This is a genomic window from Bacillus sp. FSL R5-0523 (assembly GCF_037975295.1).
Lineage (GTDB): Bacteria > Bacillota > Bacilli > Bacillales > Bacillaceae > Bacillus > Bacillus subtilis.
Genome location: NZ_CP150251.1, coordinates 2005347 through 2021651 on the forward strand (window position 1 = coordinate 2005347; position 16305 = coordinate 2021651).

Annotated in this window: 8 protein-coding genes and 1 tRNA gene; 2 read left to right on the forward strand and 7 right to left on the reverse strand. The window is 43.7% G+C overall.

The genetic code is table 11. The features are described 5' to 3' along the window. Nucleotides 1-19: 19 nt before the first annotated feature. The 4 genes from ppsA to NYE53_RS09970 form a co-directional block, all read right to left on the reverse strand. Entirely contained in the window at nt 20-7705 is a 7686-nt protein-coding gene (gene ppsA / locus NYE53_RS09955) for a plipastatin non-ribosomal peptide synthetase PpsA (RefSeq protein WP_339248446.1), read from the reverse strand. A gap of 380 nt (nt 7706-8085) precedes the next feature. Continuing rightward, a complete protein-coding gene (dacB, locus tag NYE53_RS09960) occupies nt 8086-9561 on the reverse strand; it encodes a D-alanyl-D-alanine carboxypeptidase/D-alanyl-D-alanine-endopeptidase (protein ID WP_339248448.1) in 1476 nt (491 codons plus the stop codon). A 33-nt stretch (nt 9562-9594) separates the two neighbouring features. Then, nucleotides 9595-10572, reverse strand: coding sequence for an aldose 1-epimerase (galM, locus tag NYE53_RS09965; RefSeq protein WP_339248451.1), 978 nt, complete (start codon nt 10570-10572; stop codon nt 9595-9597). A gap of 133 nt (nt 10573-10705) precedes the next feature. Continuing rightward, nucleotides 10706-12097, reverse strand: coding sequence for an MATE family efflux transporter (locus NYE53_RS09970; RefSeq protein ID WP_251187700.1), 1392 nt, complete (start codon nt 12095-12097; stop codon nt 10706-10708). A 285-nt stretch (nt 12098-12382) separates the two neighbouring features. Between NYE53_RS09970 and iseA the strand changes: the two genes are divergently transcribed. Next, nucleotides 12383-12928 (forward strand): DL-endopeptidase inhibitor IseA, encoded by a 546-nt coding sequence (gene iseA / locus NYE53_RS09975; protein WP_004399558.1) that lies wholly within the window; start codon nt 12383-12385, stop codon nt 12926-12928. Between the two features lie 93 nt (nt 12929-13021). Here the strand turns inward: iseA and NYE53_RS09980 are convergent. The 3 genes from NYE53_RS09980 to NYE53_RS09990 form a co-directional block, all read right to left on the reverse strand. Continuing rightward, nucleotides 13022-13094: transfer RNA gene (locus tag NYE53_RS09980), tRNA-Arg, on the reverse strand. A 52-nt stretch (nt 13095-13146) separates the two neighbouring features. Then, the gene (locus NYE53_RS09985) at nt 13147-13692 is read right to left on the reverse strand and encodes a site-specific integrase (RefSeq protein WP_003231473.1); all 546 of its coding nucleotides are present in this window, start codon (nt 13690-13692) and stop codon (nt 13147-13149) included. 315 nt (nt 13693-14007) lie between these two features. Then, nucleotides 14008-14238 (reverse strand): excisionase family DNA-binding protein, encoded by a 231-nt coding sequence (locus tag NYE53_RS09990; protein ID WP_003231472.1) that lies wholly within the window; start codon nt 14236-14238, stop codon nt 14008-14010. 184 nt (nt 14239-14422) lie between these two features. Here NYE53_RS09990 and ggt point away from each other — a divergent pair, with 184 nt between their 5' ends. Then, nucleotides 14423-16186: a gamma-glutamyltransferase gene (ggt, locus tag NYE53_RS09995; RefSeq protein ID WP_339248454.1), complete on the forward strand. Its 1764-nt coding sequence runs from the start codon at nt 14423-14425 to the stop codon at nt 16184-16186. Nucleotides 16187-16305 lie beyond the last annotated feature (119 nt).

The following is a 16305-nucleotide window of genomic DNA, read 5'->3' on the forward strand; positions in this document are numbered from 1 at the left end:
CCACACACCTTTTCAAAAGTTAAAGATCTTTCACGAGATCTTCGATGCTAGATAATGCAGACAACGTTAATTCCTTATTGCTGAAATCGCTCAATGTTTTTTCGCGTGCTTTTTTCTGCGAACAATGCTCAATCGTCTCGATAAGATGCCTGTGAAAACGATCCATAAAGCACTCAATTGAGTGTTTGCTGAACACCTGGGTGTATACCGCTTTTACTTGAAGCCGTCCGTCCGTAATGAGAGCATTGATGTCCAGCTCATACTCTCGTTCTCTCTCACCCGCTATTTCGTAACGGGGCTGGTAATATGATAATTGAAACGTTTCAGCTTCCTTCTCTTCGCTAAATTGACCGAGATAATTAAAGCTGACCTCAGGCTCTTTATGCCGCAGTTCTCCTATCTGTGTTAACAATCCGTATCCAGTTCCTTTGTTCGGTACTCTTCTCAGCATATCTTTAGTCGTCTTAATTCGGTATGCGAGCTGATCCTCGAAAGGCTCGGGAATACCCATGTCTAGCAGAATAGGATAAATGGAAGTAAACCATCCAACGGTCCTTGAAATATCAATGTTGGGCACATGCCTTTCTCTGCCGTGTCCCTCAGTGCTGATCACGATTTGGTCATGCCCAGTCCATTCAGAAAGCGCCATTCCTAAAGCCGTAAGCAAAAGTTCGTTGGCATCAGTGCCATAGGCTTGCTGGGTTTCAAACAGCAATTTTTCAGTCCAGTCCCCGGATAGTACAAACGCTGCTGCGTCGCTATTCATTTGGAGTCTGTCTGGTACATTTTCTATGTCCTTAGGAAGAAAAGCAGTGTGAGCGTCTAAAATCGTTTGCCAATACGTTTTCTCTGAAAGCAATTGTTTACTTTCAGCTATTTGGGTAAGACCATCGGCGTAGGATAAATAAGAATCCGTTTTTGGCGGTAATTGGATTTCTTTCTTTTCTAAAGCCTGTTGATATGCTGCAGCTAAATCTTCAAGCAGAATTCTCCAAGAAACGCCATCTATCACAAGATGATGAAGTGCAATCAGCAAATGATCCCCTTCTGCCGTTTTAAACAAACCTGCTTGCAGCAAAGGCCCTTTTTCTACATTCATTTTGCTTTGAATGACGGTTTCCTCAGCGGCAAGTTTTTCATCAAGATGAGCCCTTTCTAGCGATGCTTTTGTCCAATCTGAAATATAAAGGCCAAACAGTTCATGATCCTTGTGATTGATTCCGCGATTAAACTGAATGACATGGCCGTTTTGGTCACGTTGGAAAATCATGCGAATGGCATCATGATGCTCGGTTATTTTACGCAGCGCTAGATGAAGCGCGTTAGCATTGAATCCTTTTTCACTGAAAAGCATGACGGACTGGTTGTAATGATAGTGAAAAGCATGTACCTGTCCGAAAAATCTTCGCTGAATCGGGGTGAGTTCAGCTTCACCTTCCGCAGGTCCCTGGTCCGCTTGAGATGCCAATGGTGTGATATGTCCGCATAGTTCCTGAATCGTTGAATAACGGAATAAGTCGCGTATTGTCATGCTCCAGCCTTCAGCTGCCAGACGTGCTGCTACTTGTAATGCTTTAATTGAGTCTCCGCCAAGCTCAAAAAAGGAATCGTGAATGCCGACTCGTGACATGCTCAGTACATCTTCCCATATATACGCCATCGTTTTTTGTATGTCGTTAACTGGTGCGGTATATGGACGCGATAACACATTATTTGGAGCCGGCAAGGCATTTCTGTCCAGCTTTCCGTTTAGGGTTAGCGGCATGTTTTCTAAAGGAATCAGATGTGCAGGAATCATATACGCTGGTAGCTTCTTTGTTAAAGCAGCACGGAGAGCATTCGTATTGACGTCTGAAGGCACAATATATGCTGCCAAACCAGCCTGTCCATTTTTATCATGCTGAACGGCAACAGCAGCTTCTCTGACAAGCCCCGTTTGAAGCAGAACACTTTCAATTTCTTCTGTTTCAATTCTGTATCCATTTATCTTTACTTGATAATCCATTCGGCCAAGAAGCCGGATCGTTCCGTTTGGAAGCCAGCATGCTCGATCACCGGTTCTGTACAGCCTTTCTCCAGAGACAAATGGATTTTCTGTAAATTTCATTTGCGTTAAGTCAGGTTTATGATGATAGCCTTTCGCAACACCTGCCCCGCCGATGCACAGCTCGCCGGCAACACCGATCGGCTGAATTTGATCAGTCTGGTTGAGTACGTACATGTGTACATTCGGCAGCGGGCTGCCGATTGGTACGTTATCTCCCGTACACTCTCCACCCATACTGGTTTCATAGAAGCTCGAATCAATGGTTGCCTCTGTGACACCATAGCTATTAATGATGCGCATGCTTTGGCCAAAGCGATCTGTCAATGTTTTGAAATCTTGAGCTTTCACCATGTCGGAGCCAAGAATCAGTATGTCTAAGTCAGGAAGCTTGAACTGGTTACGGTATACATACTCCATCACCGGGATAATGAGAGCCGGTGTCGACTCCATCACCGTGATTCTCTGAGAGTTCATGATTTTATATATTTCAGCAGGTTCCAGCCGTGTTTCATCTGGGCAAACGATTAGAGTCCCGCCGTTGGTCAATGTTCTCGCCAAATCTCCTGAGAAGACATCGAATGAAAAGCTCGCGATTTGAAGCAGTCTGACAGGCTTCCGATCCAGTTCATAAATTTGACGCCAAGCAAGAGCAGCATGAGTAAAGTTCTGATAGGTGACAATAACACCTTTAGGCGCACCCGTCGTTCCTGACGTATAAATGATATATACCGGCTCTTCAGGAGCAGGAGATAAGTTAAGGTTGCAGTTACTTTCTTCATAAGTGCTTTCATCGTCAAGGCAGATATGAGACATCTCAGATTCAGGCAAGTTTGAAATCAAATGCTTCAATTTCTGCTGTGAAAGTAGAATATCTGCTCCGCTATCACGAAGAATATATTCAATACGAGCTTTTGGATAATGTGAATCGATTGGGATATACACTCCGCCAGCTTTCATCACTGCCAGCACCCCAACAATTGCATCAATGGACCGCTTGGCTAAAACAGCCACAGTTGGCTTCGGTCCTTTTCTGTTTTGCAATGTTCGTGCCAGACGATTGGCTCTTTCATTTAGAAGCCGATAGCTAATCTCTGTTTCGTTATCAATAACAGCTATATGTTCTGGAATTTCTTCAGCTTTCGCTTCAAATATGCGATGAAAAGGAACATCTTTTTGAGCAAATTCAACCTGAGTTTTGTTAAATCCAAAGACTATTTTTTGTTTTTCTTTATCACTAAGTATGTTTATTTGTGCAAGGCTTGTTTCAGGAGTTGAAAGTGCCTCATGCAGAAATTCGATAAAATGATCAGCCCAGCGTTCAATCGTAGCTTTCAGGAATACTTCTGTACTAAATTCCATTTCGCAGCAAATAGATCCACTTATTTCCGTAGCTATTAATGTGATATCAAATAAAGAAATGTGATGTGCGAAATTGACAGGCCGGACTTTTATTTCTCTCAGATCCATGTCCTGTTTTTCCACATTTTGAAGGATAAACATCGCATCAAACACTGGGTTCCGGCTCATATCTCGTGTCAATTCAAGCTTATCGACAAGCTCTTCGAATGGGTAATCCTGGTGCTCAAAGGCTTCCAATGCTGTCTCACGCACTTCCTGCAAATACTGTACGAATGGCTTCCCGCCCTCTGGGCGCGTCCGAAGCCCCAGCGTGTTCACAAACATGCCGAGTATCGGCTCAAGATCCTTGTGCGGCCGGCCGGCAATTGGCGAGCCGACGATGATATCTTCCTGTCCGCTTAAGCGTGACAAGAACGCGGTGTAAGCCGCAAGGAGCACCATGTACAGTGTGCTTCCGTTTTCTCGTGCCAGCTTGTGAAGGCCTGATGCAACCTCTTGATCCAGCGTAAATGAGACCTTGTCACCCGCGAAGCTTCGCACCGGCGGGCGGGCATGATCAGCCGGAAGATCCAGCACAGGCAGCTCGCCCTCGAGCTGCTTCAGCCAGTACGCCCCCTGCGTTTTGTACGCGTCTCCTGTTTTGAATCCTTCTTGCCATACGGCATAATCTTTATATTGAATGCGCAGTGCCGGAAGCTTCCGATTATTGTACAGCTCGCCGAATTCCCGAATCAGAATGTTGACGGAAACACCGTCTGAAATGATGTGATGCATATCAACCAGCAACAGGTGCCGCTCATCTGATACCTTTACGATTTGGGCACGGAACAGCGGCGCTTGGCTGAGATCAAACGGTTTGATAAATGCGGCTGCGGCCTCCTGTTCGGTTCGTTCGCCGAGAACTGTAGTCTGTAACGTAAACGGCACTTCGTCATGGATGCGCTGCACCGGATCGCCTCCTGCGTCCTGTTCGAAGGAGGTCCGAAGCGACTCGTGGCGCTTGATCAGCTCTTTGAAAGCTCTGTCCATCCTTTCAGGGTTGAGCTTCCCTTCGAGCTCTAACACAGCCGGCATATTGTAGCCTGTTCCTCCGTCCTCCAGCTGCTGAAGGACATAAATCCGCTTTTGGGCAGAGGAAACCGGATAGGTTTCCTGTTTTTCAGCGGGTTTAATCGCTTCATATGGACTGTCCGTTCCTTCACGGATAACGGTAGCCAGTCCTTCTACCGTCGGATGGGCAAACACATCTCTTAGCGGCACCTGTACATCGAATTCTTTGGCGATCCGTGAGACAAGCGCTGTTGCTTTTAAGGAATGCCCCCCGCGGTCAAAAAAGTTATCGTGAATCCCGACAGGGCCATTTTTCAGCACGTCCTCCCACAGCTGAGAAAGCTTCATCTCAGTCACGTTTCTCGGCGCTGTGTAGGTCTCCGCATTTGCCGCTCCGCCAGGAGCTGGCAGGGCGTTTCGGTCGAGCTTTCCGCTTGGTGTAACCGGCCACTGTTCCATTTCTATCATATAGGCTGGGACCATGTAGCCCGGCAACAGTCTCTCAAGCTGCGCTCGGACTTCGTTTCTTTGGAGCCCTTCTACATAAGCGCATAATTCCGGCTCCCCGCTGTCTGTCCGTACGGTAACGGCCGCCTCTCTTACACCTTCTATGCTTCTTAGTGCCGCTTCAATCTCTCCCGGCTCAATCCGGTAGCCGCGGATTTTCACCTGATCATCCGTGCGCCCGAGGAATTCAACATTCCCGTCAGGGAGCCAGCGAGCCACATCCCCGGTTTTGTACATGCGTTCACCCGGGTAAAACGGGTCTTCAAGAAAACGCTCCTCCGTTAATGCCGGCCGATTCAAATAACCTCTGGCAACACCCGCTCCGGCAATGTACAGTTCGCCGGCGACACTAGAAGGCTGTACGGCTAAATGCGGATCTAAAACATACAAACGCGCACCGGGTACGGGCTTTCCAATCGGGATCCGCAAGCGGTCCCTGTCCCGCTCTGGGTCCAACACGTAAAATGCCGCGTCTACCGTTGCTTCTGTCGGCCCGTAACCATGGATTAATGATGCCTGCGGCAATACAGAAGCAAAACGGGCTGCTGTACGGGGCGCAAGCGGTTCACCTCCGGCGAATACACGCTTTAGGTTTGTTCCGTCACCGAGCGCTAACATTTCCGCTTGATCGAGAAAGCTGTTCAGCATAGCCGGAATAAAATGAGCCGTTGTCACTTTTTCCTGATGAATGGCTTTTACGATCAATGCGGAGTCTTTTTCCCAGCCGGGCGGAAGCAGATACGCCGAAGCACCGGAAAGAGCCCACCAAAACAGCTGCCACACAGACGCATCAAAGGAAAAAGAGGTTTTCACCATGACAATGTCATCTTCCGAAAGCGGAAACTGGTACTGCATGCCGGTCAGAAAAGAAACAGCCTGGCGATGCTCAACAGCTACCCCTTTTGGCTGCCCGGTGGACCCCGACGTATAAATGACATAGGCGAGAGAACCGCCGTCAGCAGGAGTAAACAGATGGTTTTCTGCTTTTTCGCTCGCAAGAGATGTCATGTCCACTTCAAGCGTTTCGCCAGAAAAGTTCGGGGCGGAGCATCCCGACTGTGTCAGCAAGAGTGATGCCCCGCTGTCTTTCAGCATGTAGCTCAGCCGCTCCTTTGGATACGCAGGATCAAGCGGCAAATACGCCCCGCCGGCCTTCAGTACAGCAAGGACAGCGATCAGCATGTCAGGTGACCGTTCAGACAGGACACCGACGATACTTTCGTTTGTGACGCCGCGTGCCGCAAGGTGCGCAGCCAGCCGGCTGGCGTACATGTCAAGCTCAGCGTATGTCAGCAAACCGCCTGAAAAGCGAATGGCCGGCCGCTCCGGTGTGGAAGCTGCCTGTCGCTCAAACAGCCCATGCAGGGTGAAAACTTTAGACGAAACAGCTTCCGTCTTGTTAAACTCATACAACAATTTTTGCTTTTCTCTGGTATTCGTCATATCTAATTCTCTTATAAAGCTGTGCGGATGTTGAAGGGCGTTTTCCAGTATGGTAAGCAGATGAGATTGTATTCGTTTAATATCCTCAAGAGAAAACAAGGTATTTTGATAGTCGAAATTTAATTGAATGGTTCCATTGTCTATCCGTTCTTGTATTTGAACTGAAAGCTCATTCGCGGTGTATCCGCTGAAATAAAGCGCTGTTTCATAGTCAAAATCATCTGCATTATGCCACTGAAGTGGCTGATACTGCATAGATATACCGATAAGGTTGTGTAAATCCTTCTGTTCATTTCTTAATTCATTTACAAGCAAATTATAAGGAAACCGTTGATGACGCATAACAGAAAGCTGTTCCCTGCCTATTGTGCGGACAAAGGAAAGAAAATCTGTGTCAGGATCAACCGTTATTCTGATTGGAAGAGAACTAACGAACATGCCGAGCATTTCTTTTTCAGCCTTTGACCCTCTGTTGCCATAGTAGGTGCCAATGGCAAGATCTTTTTTAGAAGTGATTCGGCTGATGCATATGTAAAATGAAGCCATAAATAAGGAAATGATATTGATCTTGTGTTCTTCGCAGAAGATTCGAATCGTTTGCTCTAGATCAGGTGAAAGAATGATGGTGTCTCTGGATGCAGATGTGCTCTGTTTTTGTAAGGACGTCTGGTCGGCTAACGAGTGGTATTCCAACGGGTGCTCAAAGGTTTGCGTCCAAAATAAACGGTCCTTTGCAAACCGCGGAGATTGTAGATATTGACTCTCTTTTTCGATGTAACTCAAGTAAGAAGGTTCCGGCTGATCAGGTAAAGGATCTTTCTTTTTCATTTTTTGATAAAGATCTATAATTTGATTTCCCATCACATTTAAAGAGATTCCATCCATTATGATATGATGGAATTTCGCAAATAGCCAAACTTCATGAGAGTCAATTCTAAGGAGGTAAAATTGATAAAGAGGCGAGTTGAACAGTTTAAATGGAATGCTCGCTTGATCCTGAATCCATTGCTCTATTTCTATCATTTCAACATTTGAAAAATCAATTATTCTAAGTGGATAATATTTATATTCAGTAAGGTGCAATCGCGGCTCAAGCTCTTCTCCTTCTAACAGCTGAAATCTAATGGCGTCGTTGCGGGAGATGGAATGATTCAGCGCTCCCTCTAGAGTATCAAGCTCAATATTGCCTTTGAATTTCACACAGGCTGTGAGATTGCAAATGCTGGTATCTGGCTCCAGCAGTTCGGTAAACCACACTCTCCTTTGGGCATGGGTTAAAGAATAAGTATGTTCGCTCAACGGATTCCCTCCAGTTCTCATAATAAGAGGATAAGAAAAAGTAGAAAAAAGCAGAAAAATGACAATAAAAGAAATTATATGACTATATAATCCATATATGCACTATATTAACGGATATTTTTTAAAGTACAATAAAAAACATTAAATTTTTATAACATTTTTTTGAATATAGTATTATTTCTTTATTTTTCGTTTCTTTTTTTATCAAATTTCCGGATATAAAGTGATAAAAGTATTGTTTTACATAAGGTCTTATACACTACTTTTTAATCGAACTAATTTGCTTTTGGCATCATTCTTCTAATTGTTGGAAGGTTCGACAAAGCGTTATTACAGACATAAAAAAACCTGTTTTCTCTTGGAAAACAGGTCTGTCGCTATTATTGATTTGCCAAAATGACAGCGATTTGATCCTCAATATCTTTTCCATCCTCTTCATCAATCAATCCATTTAGAAGAATAGAGAAAACAAGTTTTTTTCCGCTCTTTGTTTCTGCGTACCCCGATAGAGAGCTTACCGTACTGAGCGTTCCGGTTTTTGCTCTTACTTTTCCTTGTGCAGGAGTGTCTTTCATGCGGTTTCTCAGCGTTCCGCCCACCATTCTGTCAGGATTGCCCGCAACAGGTAAAGAATTTAGATAAGCCGAGAACCAACTCTGATCCTGAATGTCATATAACAGCTGTGAAAGTTGATCTGAGGATACAGCATCAATATGTGAGATTCCTGATCCGTCCCTTAAGACGAGTGATTTAGAATCAACACCAAATTCCGGAAGCGTACTGTTTAACACTTCGAGCCCCTTTTCCCAGCTCCCTTCTCCTTTTTTCACTTTCCCCATCTCTTTTACGAGCACTTCGGCATGTCCGTTATTACTTAATTTCATGAACGGCACAAAAAGTTTCGATAAAGGCATTGAGCGATGAGAGAGCAGCACATCTGAAGAACTAGGTGCTTCACCCGTCTTGATGTCCCCTTTCACAGTAATACCTTGTTTTTTTAGTGACTGCTTAAATAAATCTAAGGCATATCCGGCAGGCTCCCAGACAGAAATCCATTCCTTTGTCTTGTTTGCGTCAACCGGTACGCTCCCTTCAATTGTAATCGTGTTTGTTCCATGCTCTCTTTCGATTGTGAGGTCTTTCTCTGAACCGGCAGCAGTCGTTTCAGCACCGTTCTTTATCGTTATATAATCGGTTTTCGGAGAGATAGACACGGCAGGCTCTTCCCCTTCTTTTTGATTTGGGGTGACCTCAACAATCACAGTGCCTGCATCATAGTCTTCATTTGGAGACGCTGTTAGAGCGGAGATTGGCGCGCCATAATATGTGTATTCATCGCTCCAAGGCATATCAGGTGATAATCGCATGTCATCATACCACGTATCATCACCGATCAGATTGCCTTTAATTACTTTTACGCCGGAATGTTTCAATTTCTCAGCCATTTTGTCAAAATCAGATGGTAAAAGTGTCGGATCACCTTTCCCTTTCAAATAAAGGTTACCATTCAGCTTTTTCCCTTTCAGTGTGCCATCCGTCCGGACCTCGGTTGTAAAAGAATAGTTCTCGCCAAGGACAGAAAGTGCCGCGGCCGCTGTCAAGAGCTTTAGAGAAGAGGCAGGTCTCATTCGGGTGTCTCCTGAATGTTCATATAGAACAGCACCTGTTTCCGCAGAGCGAACGGTGATGCCGGCCATTGCGCCTTCGAGGGCAGGATGATCAGCTAAAATCTTATCGATCTGCTCGGAAAGTGCATCTTGTTTTTCAGCGGCAAGCGCATCCTGATGCATATAAGGCACCGAAGCAACGACGAAAAGCAGTAAAACAGCAACATAAAGCTTTATGCTTTTTTTCATTAATTTCCCCGCCTCTCTGCGCTTTATCATTGGCTATTGATGATTCAGTTCAATGGTGATACTGCTTTTAGCTGTCGTTTCTTCTCCCGGCTCCAGCACTTGTAAACCAGTGAGTGACGAAGGTAAATCAAGATTTACAGCGTTTGTCACCCATGTGTAAGGTTCAGGGCATAAATACCCTTGTTTTCCGTCCGCATTGTATACAACCCAATGGTTAAACTGTTCATCTGCCTTATAAATAATGCTGATATGTGCATGTTGATGATAAATGACTGCCTGGTTTTCTCCGCCCCTCTTCTGATAAGAAGATAAAAAGACATCATCCAGCTGCTTGTGGCGCAAATCCATTCCTTCATGCAAAGCTTCTTTATTCGGTACATCCATCAGTTTCCCGGTCGGCAGCAGGCGTTCATCCAACTCCCATTGCTGATCTGCTGTCAGGGAGAATAACGAGCTTTCTGCCGGAAACACAAATGTAGTATGATAACCAATTCCCCAAGGAAACGCTTCCTTTCCTTTGTTCATGACCGTCGCATGTTTAAATAGGGTATTCCCCTTGATCGTGTATGTCATCCGAACGACGGCATGATGAGGAAATTGATTCTGCACATGGGGAAGCTCAGAAAGATCAATTTCTGTTTCAACAATCACTCCTTCATCAGTTTTCTTCGTGGTCACGACATTCCACTTTTCATGGTAAAGAAACCCGTGAAGATGGTTGTGTTTATCCTTCTCGTTGATATCAAAATGATACGTTCTGCCCCGGAAACTGAATGTACCGTCACTTATGCGGTTAGGCGGAAACAGGATTGGAATGCCATACAATGTTGGTGTGTCGTGAAATCTTTCTGCTGTTTCCGGTTCACGCAAAAGCTGGACATTTGTTGTTTTGTCCACGAGAGAAATGACGTTGCTCCCCCACTCAGGGACAACAATCATTTCTAGATGTTCGTTGCCCGCTTTGATGGCCGGCGTTCCCAAATACGTGATTTTCTCAATAAAGTTTGCCATGTTTACTCAACCTCTCCTTGATTCATTGCTAGTATAAGAATTCAATGTACTGTACCATATTTCCTCCATTTTATATTTTCCCCTATCAAATAAAAAAACACCGTTCAAACTTATGAACGGTGTGATTCGGAGGCTATTGGATGAGACGTGTGATTTGTTTCTTTTTCCAGACGAATTGATAATACCCATAAATCAACAGCAGGCTGACGGCAAACGCAGCCGGATAGCCAACCCAAACGCCGAGTATTTCAAGCTGTGTGTAGTGAGAAAGCACGAACGCGACAGGCACCTCAACTCCCCAGATTGCAAAAATACTGATGACGGTCGGCCATAAAACCGTTCCGCTTGCCCGCATCGTTGCAGAAATAATTTGGGCATTTCCAAACAGCAAATAGCTCCACAATGTAATCATCAAAAGACGGTGCGCAATGTAAAGCGTCTCTTGCTCGGTTAAAAATAACGATAAAATCTGATGTGAAAAAACATAGATCAGAATGATCAGTACGCCGCCAATGATATAATTCAGCCAAATCCCCACGCGAATGACCTGCTTTAAGCGGTCAAACTCGTTCGCTCCGATCGATTGCGCAGCGAAAATAGAAACCGCAATACCAAGGCTGACGGCCGGCATCTGTACATAGCTGGCTACCTGGTTGACCACTCCGTATGCAGCTGTTGCATTAGAGCCGTAATGATTGACGAATGAAATAACCGCTATCTCTGATAATGAGACAAGAATCATATTGATGCTTGCTGGGACCCCAAGACGCAGCAGGAGAACCAGCAGTTCCTTATCCATTTTCAAATAACGACGCACTGTTTTATCAAATTGCAGCGGGTGTTTTCGCTTTCGTAAATACACCATTAACACGAGAAAAGTCGCAATCGTGGAAATGACAGTTGCATATGCCGAGCCGTATATGCCCAGTTTCGGAAAACCAAACATGCCAAGGATTAAGACAGGCAAAAGCGCGATGTTGATGACCGTGCTCACAATCAGCGTATAAAACGGTGTCTTAGAATCCCCTGTTCCGCGCAAAAAGGTAGTATATGCAAAATATAAAAACATAAACGGCATAGCATAAAATAAAATACGTGCATAGTTAGCGCTGACATGAATGACATTTTCAGGTGTTCCCATTAAACGAAGGATATCCAGAGTGAAAATACTGCCGATGACGGCTAACACAACGCCTAATAAAAATGTAAACGTGAGCGTCGTCCCGACAACAGCCTTTAGCCGTTCCTCATTTTTCGCTCCATAAGCTTGTCCGATCAGAATCGAACTTCCTGAACCGATCCCAATCGTAAATGAGATTAAAAGAAAAAATAACGGGAAAAAGGATGATACAGCTGCCACTGCATCAACACCGAGCCATCTGCCTACAGCCATCATCCCGACTAGCTGGCCGACTGATTGCAGCACATTGCTTAGCAGAAGCGGCACCAAAAAGAGTGACATCGACCGCCAAACTGATGGTTTGCTTTTCTTTTGAGTTACAAGAGGTTCTTGTGATGTTTCCATATTAAAGGACTCCTTTATTTGAAATCGTTTTTAAACATGCCCTTATTTTTTGACAAAAACAGGATATGTAACATGTTATTATTCATCACTGCACATATGAAACCCTTCCCGATTCTTCTAATTTTACACATCTTTTTAGCTTATGAAGAATAAACTAGCAAGTAATGGCGTATTTTTTGTGAGTAAAAGAATAAAAAATAATTTATGCAAAAGTATTGTAATCTACCCGTAATTATTGTAACATTTGTAACATAAGAGAAAGAGATTTTGAAGGAGAGAGCGATAATGAAAAAATGTCTTCTATTTCTAACAACCATTGCACTTATTCTGTCATTAAGCACAAATGCATTTGCGAAAAATACATCAGGCGATTTATCACAAAAACAAGCATTACAGTTGGCATTATCCGCTAGAGAACATTTTTGGAACACCATGAGCGGCCACAATCCGAAGGTGAAAAAAGCAGTTTGCCCATCAGGCACATTCGAGTATCAAAATCTTCAATATGTATACATGTGCAGTGATCTAGGCACTAAAGCAAAAGCGGTGAATTACTTAACTCCTATTTTTACAAAAACAGCAATCGAAAAAGGCTTTAAAGATTATCATTTCACTGTTTCAAAAGGAAAACTTGCTGTTCCAATCGGTGACGGAGACAATCTTTTGAATTGGAAAAAATCAACTGCTAAACTGATCTCTAAAAAAGGCAGCACAATCACATACGAATTTACCGTCCCTACATTAGACGGATCCCCTTCTGCAAAACGGAAAGTGACATTTGTGAAAGAAAACAAAAAATGGAAAGTCAATCAATTTGACGCAGTTATATAAGAAAAACGCCCGGTATAAGCGGGCGTTTTTTATTTGGTCTGCATAAAGAAAGACAACAGGCGAAAAGTGCCTGTTGTCTTTTTGTGAATATAACGCTCTAGGAGAGATTCGAACTCCCGACCTGCAGTTTAGGAAACTGCTGCACTATCCGCTGTGCTACTAGAGCTTTTAGTATTTATATAGTAGCTCTGATGATCAATATTTTCAAGCGATTTGTATTAAAGCCCTCCAAAAACCTTATATGCGGCTCTTGTTGTATCTTCATCAATACCAATATACCGCATTGTAATTGATGGTGATGAATGATTTAGTATTCTCTGCAGCTCGGCGATGTCTTTCGTTCGCTGATAAAAATGATAGCCAAACGTTTTCCGGAGTGTATGCGTCCCTATCTCCTCAAGTCCGCACGCCGCAGCGGCCTCTCTTAAAATTCTGTAGGCCTGAATGCGGGAAATCGGCTTTCTGGTCCGCACTGATTTAAAAAGATATTCGTTTTCCTTCATGTCTTTCGTATACTCGTATATTTCCTGTTTCAGCGATTCTAAAATAAGAATCTTTCTTTTCTTTTTCGTTTTGCTTTCAGTCGCCCATAAATGATCTTTATTTTGAACGTCCTTCACTTGCAGCGGCAGAATATCAGAAATGCGAAGCGCGCTGTTGATGCCGAAAATAAACAGAAAATAATCCCGCTTGTTTTTGTTAAGCAAATACTGTTTGACTTCTTGGATTTTCTCTAGACTGCGAATCGGCTGTACAATATGCATCAAAAAACTCCTTAAAAACCGTCATGTAACGTTTTGAGGTCTATGTTACTATTATAGCTGAAAAACGTTGAATGTCAAAGTGCGGCGGCGTTTATGTAACATAATATACATAGTGTTACATAAGCTTTTAAAAAAGCTTCTTCCAACCTTCACCCTATAAAATAAGCTTTAAAGCCTCTTATAAAGCTTTTAACCTCTTGGATACCTATCCCTCTACTAATCATCAAAAAACCTCTTAAAACGAAATCTGACACTCCCAATTTTCTGGAGCTTCCGCAAAAATATACAAAAAAAGACACAATTTCAAATTGTGTCCTAATCCTCATCCTTTACATCAATATCTTCCGGGATCGGTTCATTTAATATTTCCTGCACCAGTGCTTTGTAATTCTCCAGCTGTTCGAGATGCGTTTTGAACTGTTCCTTATAAATCAAAAATTGCTCCCCGTCATGAACGGCTCTGATTTTCCCTTCGAGCACCAAGCTTTTAATATAATCCTCTGAAAGATTTGTATATTCTGCTGTTTCTTCAATCGTTAAATACATATAGCAGTCCCTTCTTAATCCGTATGCTGATTCTAATATAGCACATGGCTCATATCAATATAATCAATTTTGCACAGAAAAACCGCTTTATGTACTATATAATATACCATTTGTCACTTGTGAAAACGCTGTAATTTTTTTACGCTAAGATTGTAACAATACAGCTTCATATAGGAGGGAGAACATGAAAAGAACGTGGAACGTCTGTTTAACAGCTCTGCTTAGTGTTCTGTTAGTCGCTGGAAGTGTCCCTTTTCACGCGGAAGCTAAAAAACCGCCCAAAAGCTACGATGAGTACAAACAAGTAGATGTAGGAAAAGACGGCATGGTTGCGACCGCACATCCTCTTGCTTCTGAAATCGGTGCTGATGTGCTGAAAAAAGGAGGAAATGCTATTGACGCAGCGGTTGCCATTCAATTTGCACTCAATGTAACAGAGCCGATGATGTCAGGCATTGGCGGCGGCGGTTTTATGATGGTGTATGATGGAAAAACGAAGGATACAACGATAATCGACAGCCGTGAGCGTGCTCCAGCAGGCGCAACCCCTGACATGTTTTTGGATGAAAACGGCAAAGCAATTCCTTTCTCTGAACGTGTGACAAAAGGTACTGCCGTTGGTGTTCCAGGCACGCTGAAAGGGTTGGAAGAAGCCTTGGATAAATGGGGAACCCGTTCAATGAAGCAATTAATTACCCCTTCTATTAAACTCGCTGACAAAGGCTTTCCGATTGATTCAGTGTTGGCAGATGCCATTTCTGATTATCAGGAAAAACTTTCACGGACTGCCGCAAAAGATGTGTTTTTGCCAAATGGCAAGCCGCTGAAAGAAGGCGATACCCTTATTCAAAAAGATTTGGCCAAAACGTTTAAACTTATTCGCTCCAAAGGCACTGACGCTTTTTATAAAGGAAAATTCGCCAAGGCGCTTTCTGACACTGTCCAGGATTTCGGCGGATCAATGACGAAAGAAGATTTAGAAAATTACGACATCACAATTGATGAACCGATTTGGGGAGACTATCAAGGCTATCAAATCGCTACCACCCCTCCTCCAAGCTCCGGCGGTATTTTCTTATTGCAAATGCTGAAAATACTTGATGATTTTAACCTTTCACAATACGATGTCCGCTCATGGGAAAAATATCAGCTGCTTGCTGAAACGATGCATTTGTCTTATGCCGACCGTGCGTCTTACGCAGGTGATCCCGAATTTGTAAATGTTCCTCTCAAAGGCCTGCTTCACCCCGATTATATTAAAGAACGCCAGCAATTAATCAACCTAGATCAAGTGAATAAAAAACCGAAAGCCGGTGACCCTTGGAAATACCAAGAAGGATCAGCAAACTATAAACAAGTTGAACAGCCGAAAGACAAAGTAGAAGGCCAAACAACCCACTTTACAGTTGCTGATCGATGGGGAAATGTTGTTTCTTACACAACAACAATCGAACAGCTATTCGGAACGGGTATTATGGTCCCTGATTACGGTGTTATTTTAAACAATGAATTAACGGATTTTGATGCGATACCAGGCGGAGCTAACGAAGTACAGCCAAACAAACGGCCTTTAAGCAGCATGACCCCGACGATTTTATTTAAGGATGACAAGCCTGTCCTCACGGTTGGATCTCCTGGCGGGGCCACAATTATTTCATCCGTTTTGCAAACCATTCTCTACCACATTGAATATGGTATGGAATTAAAAGCAGCTGTTGAAGAGCCGAGAATTTACACAAACAGTATGAGCTCTTACCGTTACGAAGACGGAGTTCCTAAAGATGTCCTCAGCAAGCTGAACGGCATGGGCCACAAATTCGGCACAAGTCCGGTGGATATCGGAAACGTGCAAAGCATATCGATCGACCATGAAAACGGCACCTTTAAAGGTGTAGCTGATTCAAGCAGAAACGGCGCGGCGATCGGCATTAATTTAAAACGTAAATAAATTAAAAAACTGTACTCGCTTCAAATGAGTACAGTTTTTTATGCAGATCTTTAATAACAACGGGCATTGCTGATGCTCTGTATCCCTGATTGCAAGAATGATGACTGCTTCTTTGACAA